Genomic DNA, 20,085 nt, shown 5'->3' with positions numbered 1-20,085 from the left:
GACCCTCATTATTATTAATGGGCAGCCCATTCCACCTGGGACAGGTCAACGCCGTCTTTGAACATGTCCCACAGCGGTGACATTTCGCGCAGCTTCTCGATCGCGCCGCGAATCTTGCCGATGGCGTGGTCAATCTCCTCCTCGGTAGTAAAACGACCGATGGAGAAACGGATGGAGCTGTGTGCCAGTTCATCGCTCATGCCCAGGGCGCGCAGCACGTAGCTGGGTTCCAGGCTGGCAGAGGTACAGGCCGAACCAGACGATACCGCCAGATCGCTGAGCGCCATCATCAGGGATTCACCTTCAACGTAGTTGAAGCTGATGTTGAGGTTGGACACCAGGCGCTGTTCCTGGTCGCCGTTGATGTACACCTCTTCGATGTCTTTAATGCCGTCGAGCAGACGGTCACGCAGCGCACGCAAGCGCTCCGATTCGGCGCCCATCTCCTCTTTGGCGATGCGACAGGCTTCACCCAGCCCCACCAATTGATGGGTTGCCAGGGTGCCGGAACGCATACCGCGCTCATGGCCACCGCCGTGCATCTGCGCCTCGAGGCGAACCCGCGGCTTACGACGCACATACAGGGCGCCAATGCCCTTAGGGCCGTACATCTTGTGGGCGGAGATGGAGATCAGATCCACCTTCATCGCCTTAACGTCGATGGGCAGCTTACCAGCGCTCTGAGCCGCATCCACGTGCAACAGAATGCCCTTGCTGCGACACAGCTCGCCAATGGCGGCGATGTCATGAATGACGCCAATTTCGTTGTTCACGTGCATGATGGAGACCAGGGTGGTGTCATCACGCATGGCCGCTTCGAATCGCTCCAGCGGAATGATGCCGTTGCTGTCCGGATCCAGATAGGTCACTTCAAACCCTTCGCGCTCCAGCTGACGGCAGGTATCCAGCACCGCTTTGTGCTCGGTTTTGCTGGTGATGATGTGCTTGCCTTTTTTCTGATAAAAGTGGGCAACGCCCTTGATGGCAAGGTTATCGGATTCGGTAGCACCGGAAGTAAATACGATTTCGCGAGGATCGGCATTAAGCAGATCCGCCACCTGGTTACGGGCCACGTCTACCGCTTCTTCGGCCTGCCAGCCAAATTTGTGTGAGCGAGACGCTGGGTTGCCGTACATCCCTTCGGTGGTGAGATACTGAACCATCTTCTCAGCGACACGAGGGTCAACAGGGGTGGTTGCAGAGTAATCAAAATAGATCGGAAGTTTCATTACCTTCTCCGACTTGAGCCGACCAAAACATGGTGCCGGCGGTTAGTTACAACATGGCGAAAATCGCCAAAAACCGTTATTGAGCGTGTGCTTTGGCTTGTTGTTGCTCCTGACGTACGGATACCACCTTTACGTCATGATTTGACATCAAGTCAGCCAGGCTGATGCCATTTAAAAATCCGGCAATGCGGTCGCTGAGGTCGCCCCACAATGAGTGAGTCAGACAACGGGCACCGCTTTGACAATTGCTCAGGCCATTGCAGCGAGTGGCGTCCACGGACTCATCCACGGCATGCACCACCATGCCAACGGCAATGTCGGCGGCATCCTGACCGAGGAGGTAGCCACCGCCCGGGCCCCGGACACTGCTGACCAGACCATTTTTGCGAAGTTTTGCAAACAGCTGCTCCAGGTACGACAATGAAATACCTTGTCGTTCCGAGATGTCTGCCAATGGCACCGGCCCCTCGGAGGAGTGCAGCGCCACATCTAAAATGGCAGTGACCGCGTAGCGGCCTTTGGATGTTAATCTCATAGCCCGTCCCTTAATTGCAACACCACCACTATACCATATACCCGAGTAATTTACTCAAGTATTATTTTGGTGCAGCTAACCGGGTATTTCGATTAACAAAATGGAATACCCCAGCAGGTAGCTGGGGCATTTAACCTTATTCAGCACTGGGATTCAAATACCTGGATCAAATCTTTCGTGCTCTTTACGACGACTGTCGGCCGCTTCCTGCTCCGCATCGACGAAGGCAGTCACATTCAACTCGGGCAACTGGCTGATTTCAACACTGCAGCCCTGCTCCTTAAGCGCTTGACATATCTCGCTCATACGGGCGTCGATAAGGTGCATGTGATCGAGCATGGAGCCAATGGCACTGGCCACTGGATCCGGATTATCAGGCGAAACCGCGTAGGCATCGAAGCCGTATTTTTTTGCCAAATGTGTGCGCCGGTGCTCTTTTTCGCGCTCCGCCTTGCTGATCACGGTACGAGCGGGAATGCCGGTAACGGTGTTGCCCGGCTCCACCGGCTTGACCACCACCGAGTTGGATCCGACGCGAGCGCCTTCGCCGATCTCCAGCGGCCCGAGAATCTTGGCGCCGGCCCCCACCACCACATTATTGTGCAGGGTCGGGTGACGTTTACCGGCATTCCAACTGGTGCCCCCCAGAGTCACCCCGTGGTACAGGGTCACGTCATCGCCAATCTCGGCAGTTTCACCGATCACCACCCCCATGCCGTGGTCGATGAAAAAGCGACGGCCAATGCGAGCACCGGGGTGAATCTCCACCCCGGTGGCCCAACGGGAAAACGTCGACAACAACCGTGCCGACAACCGCCAGTTACGACACCAGAGCTTATGGGAGATTCGATGCAGCCAGATCGCCTGCATGCCAGGGTAGTTGGTCAGGATCTCAAAGGCACTGTTGGCCGCCGGATCGCGGTGATAGATAGAGGCGATGTCCTCTTTCAGCCGTGCTCGTATTCCCATCTGCTGCATTACTCTTTCTCGGTTGTCTTGCGGGTCTTATCTATAGATGTGAGGATGCCGCGCAGAATATTCAACTCCTGCGCCTCGGGTCGGCATCGATTAAACAAACGCCGGAGTTTGGCCATTACCTGCCCGGGATGATTGGCCTTGATAAAGCCGGTACCACTCAGAGTAGACTCCAGGTGGCGATAGAACCCCTCCAGCTGCTCCCCATTCGGATACTCCAGCGACTCTTGCTGGGGGGCCTCGGCCAGGCTCAGGTGCTTCATTCGAATCTCGTAGCACACCAACTGCACCGCCTGCGCCAGGTTCAGACTGCTGTATTCCGGATTGGCAGGAATGCAGACATGAAAATGACACAGCTGCAACTCTTCATTAGACAGGCCGTGATTTTCCCGGCCAAACACCAATGCCACCGGGCCGGTCTGCGCTTCCACCGCCAACTTCTCCCCCGCCTGACGCGCATCCAGCAACGGCCAGTCCAGCCCTCGACGGCGGGCCGAGGTGCCGATCACCAGGCTACAGTCAGCAGTCGCCTGCTCCAGGGTGTCGACAGTGGTCAAGTTTTGCAGCACGTCGGTGGCGCCAGCAGCCAGGGCAACCGATTTGCCATCGGGCTCCACCCGGGGCGCCACCAGCACCAACTGAGACAACCCCATGGTCTTCATGGCCCGCGCAGTCGAGCCGATATTGCCCGGGTGGGAAGTGCCCACCAGAACGATGCGGATATTTTCGAGCATCCGATTGATAACTTAGATAAACAAAACAGACGAATATGCTAACACAGGGGACTGAGCAGTCCTTAGAACGAATTCCTGCTTTTATATACATTTCAACTCTGGTAAAATCCGCGCCCCAAACCATACTGGTTTCCGTTCTTTTACATCCAGGGGTATCGATATGCATCCGATGCTAAACATCGCCGTACGCGCAGCGCGTGCCGGCGGCAAGGTCATTGCTCACGCGTTTGCCGAGCAAGACAAGATTGAAGCAGAAATGAAAGGCGACAACGATTTCGTGACCAACGTAGATCGTGACGCAGAAGCAGCCATCATCGCCACCATTCATAAGTCCTACCCACACCACACCGTCATCGGTGAAGAGTGCGGTACGGTTCGTGGTGATCATGATGAGTTTCAATGGATTATCGACCCGCTGGATGGCACCACCAATTTCGTCAAAGGCATTCCGCACTTTGCCGTATCCATCGCCCTGCAGATCAAAGGCCGCATCGAGCATGCCGTGGTCTTCGATCCAATCCGCAATGAGTTGTTCAGCGCCTCCCGTGGCGCCGGTGCCCAGCTAAACGGCTACCGCATTCGCACCACGGCCGCCCGCAGCCTGCGTGGCACCGTGATCGAAACCGGCTTCCCGTTTAAGGCTCGCCAGCACACCGAAAGCTACATGAACATCTTTGCCGACGTCTTTGCCGAAGTCGCCGACCTGCGTCGCGCCGGCTCTGCCGCCCTGGATCTGGCTTACGTCGCCGCCGGTCGTGCCGATGGCTTCTTCGAGATTGGCCTCAAGCCCTGGGACATCGCCGCGGGTGATCTGCTGGTTAAAGAGGCCGGTGGCCTGGTCAGTGACTTCACCGGTGGCCACAGCTACATGAAGAGTGGCAACATCGTTGCCGGCGCTCCTAAGGTCACTGCCGGCCTGCTGAGCGCCATGCGCCCTCACCTGAATGAGGCGCTGAAGCGCTAATACGGGTTCGGAACCAGAAAAATGGGAGCTTCGGCTCCTATTTTTTTACCTTTCTGACGCCAATTGACGACTGCATTTTCACATTTATTGTTTTTTTATTCACTTATATCAGTAACTTATAATAAAAGCTTCCAATTCCAATCTGAGGCATAACCCACAAAGATGAAAATTAACTGCATAGATGAGAACGAATTACATCCACTCGGTATTGTGATTTTGATTCGGCCATGGCAGTAATGGCAGGTCAATGTTCATCTATGACATTTTTATCACAATGTAAGATTCACTATTGCATTATCATTCAACCCAGTTAATATACGCATATCCAGATATGAGGTCCCCGTGAACCCACACCAATTTTTTAAACTGCTGAGCGATGAAACCCGCTTGCGCTGCGTACTGCTTCTTGCCCGCCAGGGTGAGTTGTGCGTTTGTGAGCTGGTTGCCGCGACGGAGGAGAGCCAACCCAAGATCTCCCGCCATTTGGCGACCCTGCGCAGCCATGGGCTGCTGAAGGATCGCCGTCAGGGGCAGTGGGTGTTCTATTCCGTCAGCCAGGATCATCCCGGCTGGCTCAGGAATATCGTTGAGGCACTGGGAAACTCAAACTGTCTGGCCGAAACTTATCAAGCCGACGTACAACGACTTGAACAGATGAGTGAACGACCGGAGCGATGCTGCTCCTAAGCAACATAGAGAGGCGATGATGATCCGAATTGGCATAAACGGGTTTGGCCGCATGGGCCGACTGACACTGCGTACCGCACTGCAACGCCAGATGCCGGTCCAGATAGTGCACGTCAATGATCCGGCTGCCGATGCCGCCACCATGGCACATCTGCTGGAGTTTGACTCGGTGCACGGCCACTGGGACGCCGACATCCAGGCCACGGATCACAGCATCACCGCTCAGGGTCAAACCTTTGGCTACAGCAGCCAGCGCGACATCGACGACGTCGACTGGTCCGGCTGTGATCTGGTGATCGAAGCCAGCGGTAAATTTAAGACTCGGGATCAGCTGGATCGTTATCTGGCCCAAGGAGTGAAGCGGGTGGTGGTTACCGCTCCGGTGAAAGACGCCTCGGTATTGAATGTGGTGGTTGGGGTCAACGACCATCTGTTCGATCCACAGGCGCACCCCATTGTCACCGCCGCCTCCTGCACCACCAACTGCCTGGCACCGGTGGTCAAGGTGATTCATCAGCAATTGGGCATCGAGCGTGGCAGCATCACCACCATCCATGACATCACCAACACCCAATCGATACTGGACCAGCCGCATCAGGATCTGCGCCGGGCCAGAGCCAGCGGCCAGAGCCTGATTCCCACCACGACCGGCTCCGCCAAGGCGATCACGCAAATCTTCCCGGAGCTGACCGGAAAGCTGAATGGCCATGCCATTCGAGTTCCTCTGGCCAATGCCTCCATCACCGACTGTGTGTTTGAAGTGGCCCGGGACACCGACGCCGACGAGGTCAATGCCCTGCTCAAGCAAGCCGCCGACGGCGAACTGGCCGGGGTACTGGGCTTTGAAACCCGGCCACTGGTCTCCGTCGATTACAAGACCGATGCCCGCTCCAGCATCGTCGATGCCCCCTCCACCATGGTGGTCGACAAGCGCATGGTGAAGATCTATGCCTGGTACGACAACGAATGGGGTTACGTCAACCGCACCATCGAGCTGGCGGTTAAAGTAGGCCAGGCCTGATGTCTGCCGCTCTGCGGCAGTACCTGCTGATCACCGCCAACTACTGGGCCTTTACCCTCACCGACGGTGCCCTGCGGATGCTGGTGGTGTTGTACTTCTATCAGTTGGGCTACAGCGGTTTCGCCCTGGCATCGCTGTTTCTGTTCTACGAAATCTTTGGCATCGTCACCAACCTGGCAGGCGGCTACCTGGGCGCCCGCCTGGGGCTGAACCGTACCATGCAAATCGGCATGGTACTTCAGGTCGGCGCCCTGGGCATGCTGGCGCTGCCCGAGCCACAGCTGAGCCTGCTGTGGGTCATGGCGGCTCAGGGCCTGTCGGGTATTGCCAAAGACCTCAACAAGATGAGCGCCAAGAGTGGCGTCAAGATTCTGCTGCCCCAGCAGCAGCAAGGCCGGCTGTACCACTATGTGGCCCTGCTGACCGGTTCAAAAAACGCCCTCAAGGGGGTCGGCTTCTTTTTAGGCGGAATGCTGCTGTCACTATTGGGGTTTCAGCACGCGGTGCTGGCCATGGCCGCGGCACTGCTGCTGGTGATGTGCCTCACTCAGATGGGTCTGACTCAGGAGCTGGGCAAGAGCAACGCCAAACCCAAATTCAGCCAGCTGTTTGCCAACAGCCGCGGCATCAATGTGCTGTCCGCTGCGCGGTTGTTCCTGTTTGGCGCCCGCGACGTCTGGTTTGTCATCGCCCTGCCGGTGTTTATGGCGGCGGAGCTGGACTGGAGTCAACGTCAGATAGGCGCCTTTATGGCGGTATGGATCATCGGCTACGGCCTGATTCAGGGGCTGGCTCCGAAGCTCACCGGCCGCCCCAGCGGCGCCCGGGGCCCTTGCCTGAGCTGGTTGGCACCGCTGGCGCTGTCGCCGTTGCTGATCGTCTGGGGGCTGAGTCAACACTGGCCTGTGGCCGAGACCGTGGTCGCCGGACTGCTGCTGTTTGGGGCCCTGTTTGCCATCAACAGCTCGCTGCACTCCTACCTGATTCTGGCCCTGAGCCGTGAAGAGGGCGTGTCTCTGGATGTGGGCTTCTATTACATGGCCAACGCCAGCGGTCGTCTGTTAGGGACCCTGCTGTCCGGCGCCCTGTATCAGTTAGGCGGACTGACGCCTTGCTTGCTGGTATCCAGCCTGATGCTGGCCCTGACCTGGCTCATCAGCCTGATGTTGCCACGCACCCTGCCCGGCGGCCAGCACGCCTGACCGCCGTTGCCTCAGCGACGGCGTTGCCATTTCAGATACAACCACAGGTAGGCGGTGGCGGCGGCGAAAGACACCAGGGTGCCCCAGCCCACCCCCAACGCCGGGTAGCTCACCGACACACTCAATCCGTATACGATCAAACTGCCCACCCCAAAGGGGTAGTGCTTGGCCAGCACCATTACCGGGCGATTGCCGTACGCCAACTGCAGCAGCAACATCAATGGGAACAGGGTCACCGGGAACGCCGCCATCACGCCTGCCAGACTCTGAGGCAACCAGTGCGCTAAGGCGGTAATGCCAATGACGATCGCCGCCGCCAGCAACGCCCGGCCCCAGACCATCATCGGTCCCGGCTTGACCGCCACAAACTCCGGTTCGGCCACGTCACGGGTGGCGCGGATCGACAGCAAAGCCACCGCCGTGGCCACCAGGGCACCGGCGGCCCCCAGCGCCGGCAGGCTCTGAGCCAGTAGCGCCAGGGCTACCAAGGCCAGCACCGCCACCCACATCGGCCGCCAGCTTTGTGGCTCGCAGCCTCTGGCGGTCAGGGTATACACCAGGCAGTAGCCGGTGGTCGCCGCCAGCCCCAACAAGCCGTACAGGGCCGCGTCGGCCGCATAGCCGGCGCCGTGTTCGATGCCATAGAAAAACAACACAATCGCGGTGCCCAACGGGTAACCGGACAGCACCCCGGCCAGCTTGGGGCCGGTGCGTTCGGCGATCCACGCCAACCCCACCACAGCCACCACGGCGGCGATTATTTTTGCTATTAATAACATCATCTTAACGTCTACTTCTTAATGAACGCATGGGCAGGAAAGCCGCTTAGCATAGCAGCATAGAGGATGATGCCAAACCCCAGTTGTGAAACAGATCACATTGATTAGCATGGAGATTTATTTATGGAAGGATACACTGTAGGGAACGCACTTATTCCGGGACCGCCCCACCATGCATCAGCTTTATAAACGCTTCGGCCTGCCCACCATCAGCCTGCTTGAACACGCCATCCTGATGATCATCACCATCGCCACCCTGGTGGCCATCGGTCAGGAGATCGTCACCATGATCGCCAACCGCCATGTGGCCCTGGCGGATCTGCTGCTGCTGTTCATCTACCTGGAAGTCCTGGCCATGGTGGCCGGCTACGCCGCCGAAGGGCAACTGCCGGTGCGCATGCCAATCTACATCGCCATCGTCGCCCTGGCTCGCTACCTGATTCTGGACATGAAAGCGATGGACGACTGGCGAGTGCTGACGGTGTCGGCATCGGCGCTGATGCTGGCCGCCACCGTGGTGGTGATTAAGTTTGGCCAGACCTACTTCAGCGGAGAAAACAACGAGTCCCGGGCTCCCAAATAGCAAAAAGGAGGCTAGCGCCTCCTTTTTTTGTTGCTGCAGCCCGCCTTAGTGGCTGCACATGTTGCCGCGATTCAGGGCGTAACCCTCACCTTCGGTGGCGATTTTTTCCATCTTTACAAAGAAAGTCAGAATCTGTTCAATACTCTGATCCGATAGGCGGCAAGTATGAAAACGAGCCTCGGCACCGAACTGACTGACGGCCAGATCTTCAATCTGAGGCAGGGTTAACGGCTTGTCCTGTTCGCCAATAAGGTTGAGAAGTTCGTGTGCGTGGATAGACTCGGTCATGTGGGTTCTCCTAAAACTGAAGATTCATATTATATACACCTTTGGTGAATGAACTTTGATCTACCCCCAATTTCGATGCAATTGAGACAAGCATGATTTCACTGGAAGCGCTGGAACTGATCCTCAACCTGACGCAGCAGATGTCGCTGTATCTGGTGATCGCCTACATCTTCACCAAAACCCCGGTGTTCCGCCCTCTGGTGACCCTGTCCCACCGGCTGCCGCACCGACTGATGCTGTACGTGGTGTTCAGTTGCTTCTGCATTCTCGGCACCTACTTCGGCGAGCAAACCAATGGTGCCATCGCCAACACCCGGGCCATGGGGGCGGTACTGGCCGGGCTGCTCGGTGGACCACTGACCGGCTTCGCCGTGGGCCTGACCGGCGGGCTGCACCGATACAGCCTCGGCGGCTTTACCGACGTGGCCTGCGCCATCTCCACCACCTGTGAGGGCCTGTCTGCCGGACTGGTGCATGCCTACCTGATTCGACGCGGCCGAATGAGCCAACTGTTCCGTCCCGGCCTGGTGGCCATGGTGGCCTTCTGGGCAGAAGTGATGCAGATGCTGATCATCCTGATGGTGGCGCGGCCGTTGCCCGAGGCCTGGGCGCTGGTGAAGATCATCGCCCCGCCGATGTTATTGGTGAACACCGTCGGGGCCGCCATGTTCATGAGCATGCTCAGAGACCAGCGCGCCATGGTCGAAAAGATGTCATCGGCCTTCTCCACCAAGGCGCTGAAGATCGCCGAACGCACCGTCGGCATCCTCAGCCAGGGATTTAACCCCTCCAGCACCAAACAGGTGGCCCGCATCATCTACGAAGAGACCCAGGTTGGGGCCGTGGCCATCACCGATCGCCACAAGTTGCTGGCCTTCATCGGCATCGGCTCCGATCACCACCTGCCGGACACCCCCATCTCCTCCTCCATTACCGAGGAGGCGATTCGACACAACCAGGTGATGTTTGCCGATGGCCTGGAGCTGAAATACACCTGCTCGTTGTCCCCTAACTGCCCCCTGGGGTCCAGTCTGGTGATTCCGCTGCGGGGAGAAAATGAGGTCATCGGCACCATTAAGCTGTACGAGGCCAAGAATAAGCTGTTTCTCAACATCAACCGCACCCTGGGAGAAGGGATCGCCAAACTGCTGTCCAACCAGATTCTGCACGGCCGCTATCAGCACCAGAGTAACCTGCTGACTCAGGCGGAACTGAAACTGTTGCAGGCCCAGGTCAATCCCCACTTCCTGTTCAACGCCCTCAATACCGTGGCCGCCGTGACCCGCAGCGACGCCAACCGGGCCCGAGAGCTGATTCAGAATCTGGCCACCTTCCTACGTGGCAACCTCAAACGCGGTACCGGTGAGGTCAGCCTCAGCGACGAATTGCAACACATCGACGCCTACCTGGAGATTGAGCAGGCCCGCTTTGGCGATCGCCTCAGTGTGACCCGTGACATCGACCAGCAGGCCCTGCACCTGAAGCTGCCTACCTTTACTCTGCAGCCGCTGGTGGAGAATGCGGTCAAGCACGGCGTTGCCCACCTGTTTGAGCCGGGCCGAATCCGCCTCAGTGCCCGCATTGACCAGCAGCAGTTGCTGCTGACGGTCGAGGACAACGCCGGCGCCTACCAGCCCAAACCCGAAGGCGATGGCCTGGGCATGAGCCTGGTGGATAAACGCATCAAGGCCCAATATGGCCGCCCCTTTGGCATCAGTGTCGAATGCCAGCCTCAGCAATTCACCAGGGTGACCGTCACCCTGCCAGCCGTGGACGCACTCAATGATTAAGACCCTGTTGATTGACGACGAGCCCCTGGCCCGGGAAGAGCTTGCCAGCCTGCTGGCCCCGTTTGACGACATCGTCATCGCCGCCCAGTGCAGCAACGCCATCGAAGGCATTGCGGCCATTCATAAGCACAAGCCAGACCTGGTGTTTCTGGACATCGCCATGCCACGCATCACCGGCATGGAGATGCTGGCGATGCTGGACCCGGACACTCAGCCCAAGGTGGTGTTCGTCACCGCCTACGACGAGTATGCCGTGAAGGCATTTGAAAATAACGCCTTTGACTACCTGCTCAAACCCATTGAAGTGCCACGACTGGCCACCTGCATCGACCGAATCCGTAAGGCTCACGCTCCCCAGGATCTCAGTGCCATCACCCCTCAGGCGCTGTCTCTGGTGCCCTGTTATTCGGGCAATGTCCTGAAAGTGCTTAAGGTGGATGACGTGGAGTATGCCTACTCGGATCTCGGTGGCGTGCACGTGGCCACCGATGCCGAGGTGATCCACACTCAGCTGACCCTCAAGGTGCTGGAAAGCCGAACCCCGCTGCTGCGCTGCCATCGCCAATATCTGATCAACCCCGCCGCCATCGCCGAGATCGAGGTGCAGGATGGCGGTAATGCGGAAATCATCACCCGCGGCGGTCAAACCCTGCCGGTGAGCCGCCGTTACCTGAAAGCACTGAAACAGACCCTGGGATTTTATTAATTGTGATTTATTAAGCACCTTTGCGATCCAGTCACTACACTTATCTTACTTTTACGATGATAAAACTGACTGGCAACTGAGGTGTCTGGTATGTCCCTAACCAAATCCGAGCTGACACAGAATTTGATCACCACGTTAAACCTGTCCACCAACGACGCCAAGAATCTGGTCGACGCCTTTTTCGAAGAGATTCGCCACTCGCTGGAAAACGGGGTCGAAGTGAAACTCAGTGGCTTCGGGGTGTTTCATCTGAGAGACAAAAGTCCGCGTCCGGGCCGTAACCCCAAAACCGGAGAAGAGCACGAAATCTCCGGCCGACGGGTGGTCACCTTCGCCGCCGGTGGCAAACTCAAGGGACGAGTCGCCACCCTCAAACCAGAGTAATCCCCAGGGCCGCTTCCCGGGACGGATCTGGCCCTTGAACTCGATCACAGTTTCATTACAACTCGGCAAAGCCGATTTCCGGTCAGCGGCGATATCGACCGCTTACCTGCTCAGATGACCGCTGACCCAATCCAATCACATTCGAGAAACCCAATTCATTAAAATGGTCCCACACTCATTAGAGGGGATGATTGAGATGACTTGGTTCTTACTTGCAGTAGGCCTGCTATTCGGCGGCTACTTTATCTACGGGGCGTTTGTGGAAAAGGTGTTTGGCATTAACACCGCTCGCAAAACCCCTGCACTGACCCAAACCGACGGCGTCGACTATGTACCAATGTCGGAAAAGAAGGTTTACCTGATTCAACTGCTGAACATCGCCGGTGTCGGCCCGATCTTCGGCCCGATCCTCGGTGCCATGTACGGCCCCGCCGCCATGGTGTGGATCGTCATCGGCTGTGTGTTTGCTGGCGCGGTCCACGACTATTTCTCCGGCATGTTGTCGGTCCGCAACGGTGGTGCCTCGGTGCCCAACCTGGCCGGCCGCTACCTGGGTAAAAACGCCAAGCACTTCATGAACATCTTCGCCATCATTCTGCTGATTCTGGTAGGTGTGGTGTTCGTATCCGCCCCAGCTGGCCTGATCGTGAAGCTCAGCGGCTGGGACAAGACCATGCTGCTGGCCATCATCTTCGGTTACTACCTGATCGCCACCCTGGTTCCGGTGGACAAGATCATCGGTCGACTCTATCCGCTGTTCGGTGCCCTGCTGGTGTTCATGTCTGTGGGCCTGACCGTGGCACTGATATTCTCTTCCGAGCACAGTATGCTGCCCGGCGTTACCGCCTCCGACATGCTGACCAACCTGAACCCGGCCGACAAGCCGCTGTGGCCTGCGCTGTTCATTACCATCGCCTGTGGCGCCATCTCTGGCTTCCACGCCACTCAGTCACCGCTGATGGCCCGCTGCATGGAAAATGAAAAGAACGGCCGCTTCGTGTTCTACGGTGCCATGATTGGCGAAGGCGTTATCGCCCTGATCTGGTGTGCTCTGGCCCTGTCGTTCTTCAACGGCGTCGAAGGCCTGCAAGCGGCCCTGGCCGACGGCGGTCCATCCAACGTGGTGTTTGAAGCCTCTACCGGTCTGTTGGGTGCCCTGGGTGGCGTGCTGGCTATCCTGGGTGTGGTGGTCCTGCCTATCACCTCCGGCGACACCGCCTTCCGCTCTGCCCGTCTGATTCTGGCCGAGTTCTTCAAGCTGCCTCAGGCACAACTGCCTAAGCGACTGCTGATTGCCATTCCTCTGTTCGCCATTGGTGCCATCCTGACTCAGGTGGACTTCGGTGTTATCTGGCGCTACTTCGGCTTTGCCAACCAGACCACTGCGGTGATGATGCTGTGGACCGCGGCCGCCTACCTGGCCCGTGCCGACCGTCTGCACTGGATCTGCACCATTCCGGCCACCTTTATGACCACCGTGGTGATCACCTTTATCCTCAACAACGCCACCCTGGGATTCGGCCTGTCCATGACCGTCTCCACGGCGGCCGGCGTGGTTGCTGCCCTGGTCATTGCCGCCCTGGTGGTCAATGTCATTGGCAAGAAGCCGCTGCCTGCGGACATCGAAACTCTGGAATCCGCGTAATCACCAGCGGATAACCTATCGACATCAGGGCCCTACGGGGCCCTTTTTTGATCCCGCCCCAGTCGCCACTGGCATCCCGGCGCCATCCCCCTTGCCTGACGATGCACAACTGGGTATGGTGAGCGCCCGCAAAGGCAACGAGCACCGACGATGGCTGTACTGGACTACCACCCCCCAACCGATCCCTTCCTTGTCATCCTGCATCAGGATCACGACATTGTGGTGGTCGACAAGCCCAGTGGCCTGCTGTCTGTGCCGGGCCGCGATCCAGCCCACAAAGACAGCGTCTGCACCCGGGTGCTGAGCCGCTTCGCCGACGCCCATGTGGTGCATCGACTGGATATGGCCACCTCAGGGGTGATGGTACTGGCGCTGAACAAGGCGGCGGAGCGGGAGCTTAACCGTCAATTTCGCGAGCGAGAGACCGGCAAAACCTATTACGCCCGTGTCTGGGGTCATCCCGATGAGGAGTGCGGTGAAGTGGATCTGCCACTGATCTGTGACTGGCCGAACCGGCCGATGCAGAAGGTGTGTCATGAACAAGGTAAGCCGTCACAGACCCGCTACCGGGTACTGAGTCGCGACCATGACAGCAGCCTGATGGAGCTGACCCCCATTACTGGTCGCTCCCATCAACTGCGGGTGCACATGCTGGCCCTGGGCCACGTGATTGTCGGCGACGGCCTCTATGCCCAAGGCCCGGCCCTGGCGGCGGCGGAGCGACTGCTGCTGCACGCCCACAGCCTGAGCTTTCAGCACCCGGTCACCGGCGCCACCATGACGGTTGAAGCGCCGATGCCCTTTGCCTGAGGTTACAGGTGGCTTGGGCACTCCTGCTGCCAGACTCCACACTGTACCTGGCCGATGTGGCTTAGGCCCAACATGAACATCGTCAGTCGAGACTGGCCAATGCCACCGCCGATGGTTTGTGGCAGCTCACCGCCCAGCAACTGCTGGTGCCAGGGCTGCTGCAGTTGCTGCGACTGGCCGGCCATCTGCATCTGACGGGTCAGCGCCTCGGCATCGACCCGAATCCCCATTGACGACAGCTCAAACGCGTCCTCCAAAATCGGGTTCCATACCAGAATGTCGCCGTTCAGGCCCTGACCAAACTCCGACAGCGTCGACCAGTCGTCGTAGTCCGGCGCCCGGCAATCGTGGGGCTGGCCGTCACCGAGATCACCACCGATCCCCATCAGGAACACCGCGCCGTGTTCACGACAGATTTGCTTCTCACGCTCTTTGGCAGACAGGTCCGGGTAGGCTTCACGCAGTGCCTCGGAATGGATAAAGGTGATGGACTCCGGCAGCGACGCCGGCAGGTCGTAACGCGCCGCAACCGCCTGTTCGGTGGCTTTGAGGGCGGCGTAGATCAACTCGACCCGCCGCTGCAGCCCCACCGCACTGCGCTCATCCGCTGACAACACCTGCTCCCAGTCCCACTGATCCACATACACCGAGTGTTTCGGCCCCAGGGTGTCTTCGTCCGGGCGCAGCGCCTTCATCTGCGCCAGTACCCCTTCACCGGCATCGAAGCCAAACCGACCCAGCATGGCACGCTTCCACTTCGCCAGCGAATGCACCACCTCAAACGAGCGCTCCGGCAATGCCTTAACCCGCACTTGTACCGCCTTTTCATGGCCGGACAGGCCGTCCTGAAGGCCACTGCCCACCTCGGACAGCAGCGGCGCCTGCACCTCCAGCAGATTGAGGCGTTGGCACAGCTCCTGGCTAAAGGTGTCTTTCACAAATCGAATCTGTTGCTGTGCTTCAATAAAACCGCGCTTCATTTGATAATTCCTCAATCCAAAATCGTTCTGGTAGAGGATTTTTCAATAAAACCGACCAACAATTCAATATTCACCAACAAATAAAGCTGATACCATTTTGATTCGACAATTTTATTGCCGATTTCTGGCGAATCATCAATGAGGCGACCATAAAGTGACCGAAGACTACCGAATCGATAATCTGGATAAAACCATCCTCACCGCCCTGCAGGCCGATGCCCGCACCCCCTACGCCGAACTGGCCAAACGCAACGGCGTCAGTCCGGGCACCGTCCATGTGCGCATCGAAAAAATGAAGCAGGCGGGCATCATCACCTCCGCCCAGGTAATGGTCGACCCAAAAAAACTCGGCTACCAGGTATGCTGCTTTATCGGCATCAACCTCAAAACCGCCGGAGACTACCCGGACGTACTGAAGCAGCTTCAAGCCTTGCCGGAAGTGGTTGAGGCCTACTACACCACCGGCCACTACAGCATCTTCACCAAAATTCTCACCCGCAATATCGATGCCCTGCACCATCTGCTGGTTCATCAAATTCAGTCCATCGAGCAAATTCAGTCAACTGAAACGCTGTTATCCCTGCAACAACCGATACATCGCCAGATAAATCCATGAAAGAAAGCATTATTCACCAGCTTTACCGGGGCGGGAAGATGAATACCCCTCACTCTGCGGTGGCGGTTAAGTTAATGTCGTGTTAAAACGTCGTGACGTCACTGGTACAGTGGCTAGAACAAACTGCAGGAAGCAGTCGCAGTTTGAACAACAGCGTAATTCAGGGATTAAGAATAATGAAAACACGTATCGCCCTAGCGGTGAGCAGCTTGCTGATGGCAAGCCCGGCTCTTACCGCGGCTGACTTGTCAGCCAAAGGCATTCAACTCGAGACTCAAGGTACCCAATATCAGGCCCCCGCAGTGCGTGAATACAACCAGGACACCACTCCCCGGTTCCTGGTGAAACTGCAAGACGCACCCATCGCAGCCTATCAGGGCGGTGTCAAAGGATTTGCCTCCACTCAGGCAGCCCGCACTGCCGACAACAAACTGAATTTTGCCAGCAGCCAGGTGCAGAGCTACGCCAGCCACCTGAAGCAGCAACGCCAGAGCTTTGCCAACCGTGCCGCCGGCATCGGGGCTAAGGTCGAAACCCAATTTGATACTCTGTTCAACGGCGTCAGCGTTGCCGGTAAAGGCCTGACCAAAGAGCAGCTGCAGGCCTTACCCGGCGTCGCGGCGGTGTATGAACACGCCCTGTATCATGTGCAGATGGACGCTTCTCGTCCTCTGATCCACGTGCCGGAAGCCTGGGAACTGGTGGGTGGCATGGCCGAAGCCGGTAAAGGCATCAAGGTCGCCATCATCGATTCCGGTATCCGTCCCGAGCACCCGATGTTCTCCGGAGAAGGCTTTACTGCCCCTGACAGCGCCACGCTGCCGGACGACGATTACTGTGCCAGCGTCGACGAGAGCTTCTGTAACAACAAGCTGATCGTCGCCCGTTACTCCACGCCAACCTTTGAGGTTGCCCCGGATGAGCACCTGAGCCCGCTGGGTTACGGCGGTCACGGTACCCACGTTGCCGGTACTGCGGTAGGTAACTCCATCATGGCCACCTACAACGGCATTGAGAGCGAAATCTCAGGTGTGGCGCCAGGTGCCTACCTGATGTCCTACAAAGCCCTGTACGCTCCGGCCGACGACATCCATGGCGGCTCCGGCTCCAACATCATGTTGTTGGAAGCACTGGAGATGGCCGTGAAAGACGGCGCCGACGTCATCAACAACTCCTGGGGCGGCAGCGCCGGTGCCGATCCGGCCTTCAGCCCTTACGTTGACGCCTTTACCAACGCCGAAGCCGCTGGCGTGGTGATCGCCACCTCCGCCGGTAACTCCGGCTCTGGTGCCCAAACTGTCGGTTGCCCAGGCTGTATTGAAGCCGGTATTACCGTCGCCAACACCACTCACGGACGCTTCTTCGCCAAACCGGTTGCCATTGGCAGCCTCAGCGATTTGGTGGCCATCGAAGGCACCGGCAAGGCTCGCCTGGAAGATCTGGATGCGGACCTGACCGCGCCTGCCGCCGCCGCCATGGACGTCGACGCCGACAACTTTGAAGGGTGCGCACCGTTCGCCGCCGACAGCTTCAAAGGCAAAATCGCCGTCATCAGCCGTGGCGCGTGCGCCTTTGCCGACAAAGCCACCAACGCCGCCGATGCCGGTGCCACCGGTATGGTGGTCTACAACAACCGAGCCGGTCAGCCCATCACCATGTCCATGGACAGTGGCACCATCCCTTCGGTGATGATTGATCAGGCCGACGGCGCCAAGGTTCTGGCCGAGATCACCGCCGCCGGCGAGGCCGGTGTCGATTTGACCATCGGTATGACTACCTCTGCGCTGACCAACATGATGTACGCCGACAACGTGGCTGCCACCTCTTCTCGGGGTCCAAACGGTGATGCCAGCTTCCTGAAGCCGGATCTGGCCGCCCCAGGCACCGACATCCTGTCCGCCTGGTCCAAAGACGACCCAGGCAGCGACGGCGCCACCTTTGCCGCCATCAGTGGCACCTCCATGGCCAGCCCACACGTTGCCGGCGCCGCCGCGCTGATGAAGCAGGCGCACCCGGAATGGTCTGCCATCGACATCAAGACGGCCCTGACCTCCTCCACCGAGGACAACGGTCTGAAGAAAGAGGACGCCGACACGCCGGCAGATGCCTTTGATGTGGGCGCCGGTCGAATGGAAGTGGCCGATGCCATCTCCGCCACGGTGACCTTCGACAAAGCCTCACTGGTAAGCCCGGCTTGCCTGAAAGAGTGCAGCTTCGAGCTGACCGTCAATGATAAGCGCGATGCCTCTGACACCTCTGAAAAGAGCTACGCCTTCACCGGCATGCTGGAAGGCGCCGACATCAGCTTCGACCAGGACAGCCTGTCTCTGGCCGGTGGCGCCTCTGGCAAAGTGATGATCACCGTCGACAGCATGATGCTGGCCTCGGACGACTGGCACTTTGGTCAGGTTCAGGTCAATGGCGACCAGGCCCACTTGCCGCTGGTGGTGTTTGCCAACAGCGCCAGTGGTAACAACATCGCCGTCGCAGCCACCTCCACCACCGTGGATCAGGCCGTGGAAGTGAGCACTCACTACGAGAACCAGGGCTTTGACGCCGATGACTTTGTCACCGTCCGCGCCTCGATCCCGGCTGGCACCACGATGGTCGCCGGTTCCGCCAAGGTTGACACCAACGAAGCCACTCAAACCGGTTTCGACGTCAATGAAGACAACGGTACCGTTGCCTGGACCGGTCGCCTCAAGGAAAGCAGCGCCGAACTGAATCACACCACTGGCAGCTTTGGCTATGGCCTGAAAGCCAATGGCGTGGCTCCAGGTTGTGACGACGGCTGTGATGAAGTGGCCATCAACCTGAACCTGGCGGCTGCTGGCCTGCCTGGCTTCAAGTACCTGGGCCAGGAGTACACCTCCATCACCATGTCCGACAACGGTATGGCCATTGCCGGCGGTGGTTCCACCAGCGGCACCTGGAACAACCGTGAACTGCCGGACAGCGCTCAGCCTAACAACATCCTGGCGCCATTCTGGACCGACATGGATCTGAACGATGGCACCGCCGGCGATACCGGTGGCGGTAACATGTACTTCACCATTGTCGGTGATGGCACCAACGACTGGCTGGTACTGGAGTGGGCCGACGCCCAGGTCTATAACGACAACTCCGGCAACAGCTATACCTTCCAGATCTGGCTGCAGCTGGGTGACACCGAAGGCGTGCACTTCGAGTACGCCAAGGTGGACGCTCTGCCTGCTAACCTGACTGTGGGTATCGAGGACATCTCCGGCTCCAAGGGCGTAACCCTGTACCATAACGGTACTGGTGACGCCGTCGCCGCCGGTGACCTGATTGAAGTCTTCGGCAACCCTGCCGGTTCCGTCGACTTCGCCTTTGACCTGATGGTTACCGACCCGGATGCGGCGATGGACGACGCCATTACTGTCGACGAAGACAGCAGCGTTGACTTCAGCGTGACCGACAACGACAGCATCAGCAGCACCAAGGTACTGAATCTGACCGCCAGTGCCGGTGGCCTGGTTCAGGAAGCAATCCACCAGTTCCAGGTGGCCAGCTCCTCTGACCTTAAAGCGACTGTGACTGAACAGCCCGAGAACGGCACGGTCACCATGAAGGAAGACGGCAGCTTCAGCTACGCGCCGAACGCCGACTTTGTCGGTGCCGACAGCTTCAGCTACAGCCTGATGGATGGTGACACTGCTTCTGGCGAAGCGTCAGTAGCCATCACCGTCGAAAACGTTAACGATGCGCCGACCATTACCGCCTCGAATACCGTCAGCGGTGCAGAAGGCTCAGCCTTCAGCGTGGCCCTGTCCGAGTTCGCTACCGACATCGATGGCGATACCCTGACCTGGACCGTCACCCAGACCGGTGGTACCGACGTCGAGTTCACCGTTACCGGCCAGGTGCTGTCCATGACCCTGCCAGCCGATGCCTCCGGCAGCGCGCTGACCTTCGCCATCGCCGCCAGCGATGCCGAAGAGACTACCGACAACGCCCAGTTGACGGTTAACATCACCGACGCTCCTGTAGTGAGCACCGGTGGGTCTTCCGACTCCAGTAGCCTGGGCTTCCTGGCTCTGGCCCTGTCTGGCCTGGCCTTCGCCCGTCGCCGCAAGGCGGCCTAAGGTCCACGCCTGACCTGAAAAAGGGGAGCCTGATGGCTCCCCTTTCTTTTG

General features: G+C 58.4%; 19 protein-coding genes. 12 read left to right on the top strand and 7 right to left on the bottom strand.

All coding sequences use genetic code 11. The features are described 5' to 3' along the window. Window positions 1–14: 14 nt before the first annotated feature. From H598_RS0119745 to trmJ, 4 genes are all read right to left on the bottom strand, one after another. Window positions 15–1,229, bottom strand: coding sequence for an IscS subfamily cysteine desulfurase (locus H598_RS0119745; protein WP_028114547.1), 1,215 nt, complete (start codon window positions 1,227–1,229; stop codon window positions 15–17). Window positions 1,230–1,305: 76 nt separating this feature from the next. Then, entirely contained in the window at window positions 1,306–1,764 is a 459-nt protein-coding gene (gene iscR / locus H598_RS0119740) for a Fe-S cluster assembly transcriptional regulator IscR (protein ID WP_028114546.1), read from the bottom strand. 153 nt (window positions 1,765–1,917) lie between these two features. Further along, on the bottom strand, window positions 1,918–2,733 hold the full coding sequence (gene cysE, locus H598_RS0119735; protein WP_028114545.1) for a serine O-acetyltransferase: 816 nt from the start codon (window positions 2,731–2,733) through the stop codon (window positions 1,918–1,920). 8 nt (window positions 2,734–2,741) lie between these two features. After that, window positions 2,742–3,473: a tRNA (cytosine(32)/uridine(32)-2'-O)-methyltransferase TrmJ gene (gene trmJ / locus H598_RS0119730; RefSeq protein WP_028114544.1), complete on the bottom strand. Its 732-nt coding sequence runs from the start codon at window positions 3,471–3,473 to the stop codon at window positions 2,742–2,744. A gap of 160 nt (window positions 3,474–3,633) precedes the next feature. Here trmJ and suhB point away from each other — a divergent pair, with 160 nt between their 5' ends. From suhB to arsJ, 4 genes are all read left to right on the top strand, one after another. Next, window positions 3,634–4,437 carry an inositol-1-monophosphatase gene (gene suhB, locus H598_RS0119725; protein ID WP_028114543.1) on the top strand — a complete coding sequence of 268 codons (804 nt, stop codon included), beginning with the start codon at window positions 3,634–3,636 and terminating at the stop codon, window positions 4,435–4,437. A gap of 342 nt (window positions 4,438–4,779) precedes the next feature. Then, on the top strand, window positions 4,780–5,124 hold the full coding sequence (locus H598_RS26180; protein ID WP_084144549.1) for a metalloregulator ArsR/SmtB family transcription factor: 345 nt from the start codon (window positions 4,780–4,782) through the stop codon (window positions 5,122–5,124). A 16-nt stretch (window positions 5,125–5,140) separates the two neighbouring features. Next, window positions 5,141–6,145 (top strand): ArsJ-associated glyceraldehyde-3-phosphate dehydrogenase, encoded by a 1,005-nt coding sequence (locus H598_RS0119715; RefSeq protein ID WP_028114541.1) that lies wholly within the window; start codon window positions 5,141–5,143, stop codon window positions 6,143–6,145. After that, window positions 6,145–7,347, top strand: coding sequence for an organoarsenical effux MFS transporter ArsJ (gene arsJ, locus H598_RS0119710; protein WP_028114540.1), 1,203 nt, complete (start codon window positions 6,145–6,147; stop codon window positions 7,345–7,347). Before H598_RS0119715 ends, arsJ begins: the two co-directional genes overlap by 1 nt. A gap of 11 nt (window positions 7,348–7,358) precedes the next feature. On the opposite strand, the gene H598_RS0119705 is transcribed toward arsJ, so the two are convergent. Continuing rightward, window positions 7,359–8,129, bottom strand: a complete 771-nt coding sequence (locus H598_RS0119705; RefSeq protein WP_028114539.1) for a hypothetical protein — start codon at window positions 8,127–8,129, stop codon at window positions 7,359–7,361. A gap of 169 nt (window positions 8,130–8,298) precedes the next feature. Here H598_RS0119705 and H598_RS0119700 point away from each other — a divergent pair, with 169 nt between their 5' ends. Continuing rightward, on the top strand, window positions 8,299–8,709 hold the full coding sequence (locus H598_RS0119700; protein WP_028114538.1) for a phosphate-starvation-inducible protein PsiE: 411 nt from the start codon (window positions 8,299–8,301) through the stop codon (window positions 8,707–8,709). Between the two features lie 45 nt (window positions 8,710–8,754). Here the strand turns inward: H598_RS0119700 and H598_RS0119695 are convergent, their stop codons facing one another. Continuing rightward, window positions 8,755–8,997: a YecH family metal-binding protein gene (locus H598_RS0119695; protein WP_028114537.1), complete on the bottom strand. Its 243-nt coding sequence runs from the start codon at window positions 8,995–8,997 to the stop codon at window positions 8,755–8,757. A 110-nt stretch (window positions 8,998–9,107) separates the two neighbouring features. On the opposite strand from H598_RS0119695, the gene H598_RS0119690 reads away from it, so the two are divergent. From H598_RS0119690 to rluA, 5 genes are all read left to right on the top strand, one after another. After that, complete coding sequence (locus tag H598_RS0119690) at window positions 9,108–10,787, top strand: sensor histidine kinase (protein WP_028114536.1); 1,680 nt, start codon at window positions 9,108–9,110, stop codon at window positions 10,785–10,787. Further along, complete coding sequence (btsR, locus tag H598_RS0119685; protein WP_028114535.1) at window positions 10,780–11,493, top strand: two-component system response regulator BtsR; 714 nt, start codon at window positions 10,780–10,782, stop codon at window positions 11,491–11,493. The genes H598_RS0119690 and btsR overlap by 8 nt, the downstream gene beginning before the upstream one ends. A gap of 90 nt (window positions 11,494–11,583) precedes the next feature. Next, the gene (locus H598_RS0119680; RefSeq protein ID WP_028114534.1) at window positions 11,584–11,877 is read left to right on the top strand and encodes an integration host factor subunit alpha; all 294 of its coding nucleotides are present in this window, start codon (window positions 11,584–11,586) and stop codon (window positions 11,875–11,877) included. A 196-nt stretch (window positions 11,878–12,073) separates the two neighbouring features. After that, window positions 12,074–13,522, top strand: a complete 1,449-nt coding sequence (locus H598_RS0119675) for a carbon starvation CstA family protein (protein ID WP_028114533.1) — start codon at window positions 12,074–12,076, stop codon at window positions 13,520–13,522. A gap of 150 nt (window positions 13,523–13,672) precedes the next feature. After that, a complete protein-coding gene (gene rluA / locus H598_RS0119670) occupies window positions 13,673–14,332 on the top strand; it encodes a bifunctional tRNA pseudouridine(32) synthase/23S rRNA pseudouridine(746) synthase RluA (RefSeq protein ID WP_028114532.1) in 660 nt (219 codons plus the stop codon). 2 nt (window positions 14,333–14,334) lie between these two features. On the opposite strand, the gene asnA is transcribed toward rluA, so the two are convergent. Continuing rightward, window positions 14,335–15,312, bottom strand: a complete 978-nt coding sequence (asnA, locus tag H598_RS0119665; RefSeq protein ID WP_028114531.1) for an aspartate--ammonia ligase — start codon at window positions 15,310–15,312, stop codon at window positions 14,335–14,337. 154 nt (window positions 15,313–15,466) lie between these two features. Between asnA and asnC the strand changes: the two genes are divergently transcribed. Beyond that, window positions 15,467–15,928: a transcriptional regulator AsnC gene (asnC, locus tag H598_RS0119660; RefSeq protein WP_028114530.1), complete on the top strand. Its 462-nt coding sequence runs from the start codon at window positions 15,467–15,469 to the stop codon at window positions 15,926–15,928. A gap of 176 nt (window positions 15,929–16,104) precedes the next feature. Further along, complete coding sequence (locus H598_RS27130) at window positions 16,105–20,034, top strand: S8 family serine peptidase (protein WP_028114529.1); 3,930 nt, start codon at window positions 16,105–16,107, stop codon at window positions 20,032–20,034. Window positions 20,035–20,085: the final 51 nt, after the last annotated feature.

The organism is Ferrimonas kyonanensis DSM 18153 (assembly GCF_000425405.1).
GTDB lineage: Bacteria > Pseudomonadota > Gammaproteobacteria > Enterobacterales > Shewanellaceae > Ferrimonas > Ferrimonas kyonanensis.
The sequence above is the reverse complement of the archived record's forward strand: the minus strand, read 5'-3'. Positions and strand labels throughout refer to the sequence as shown.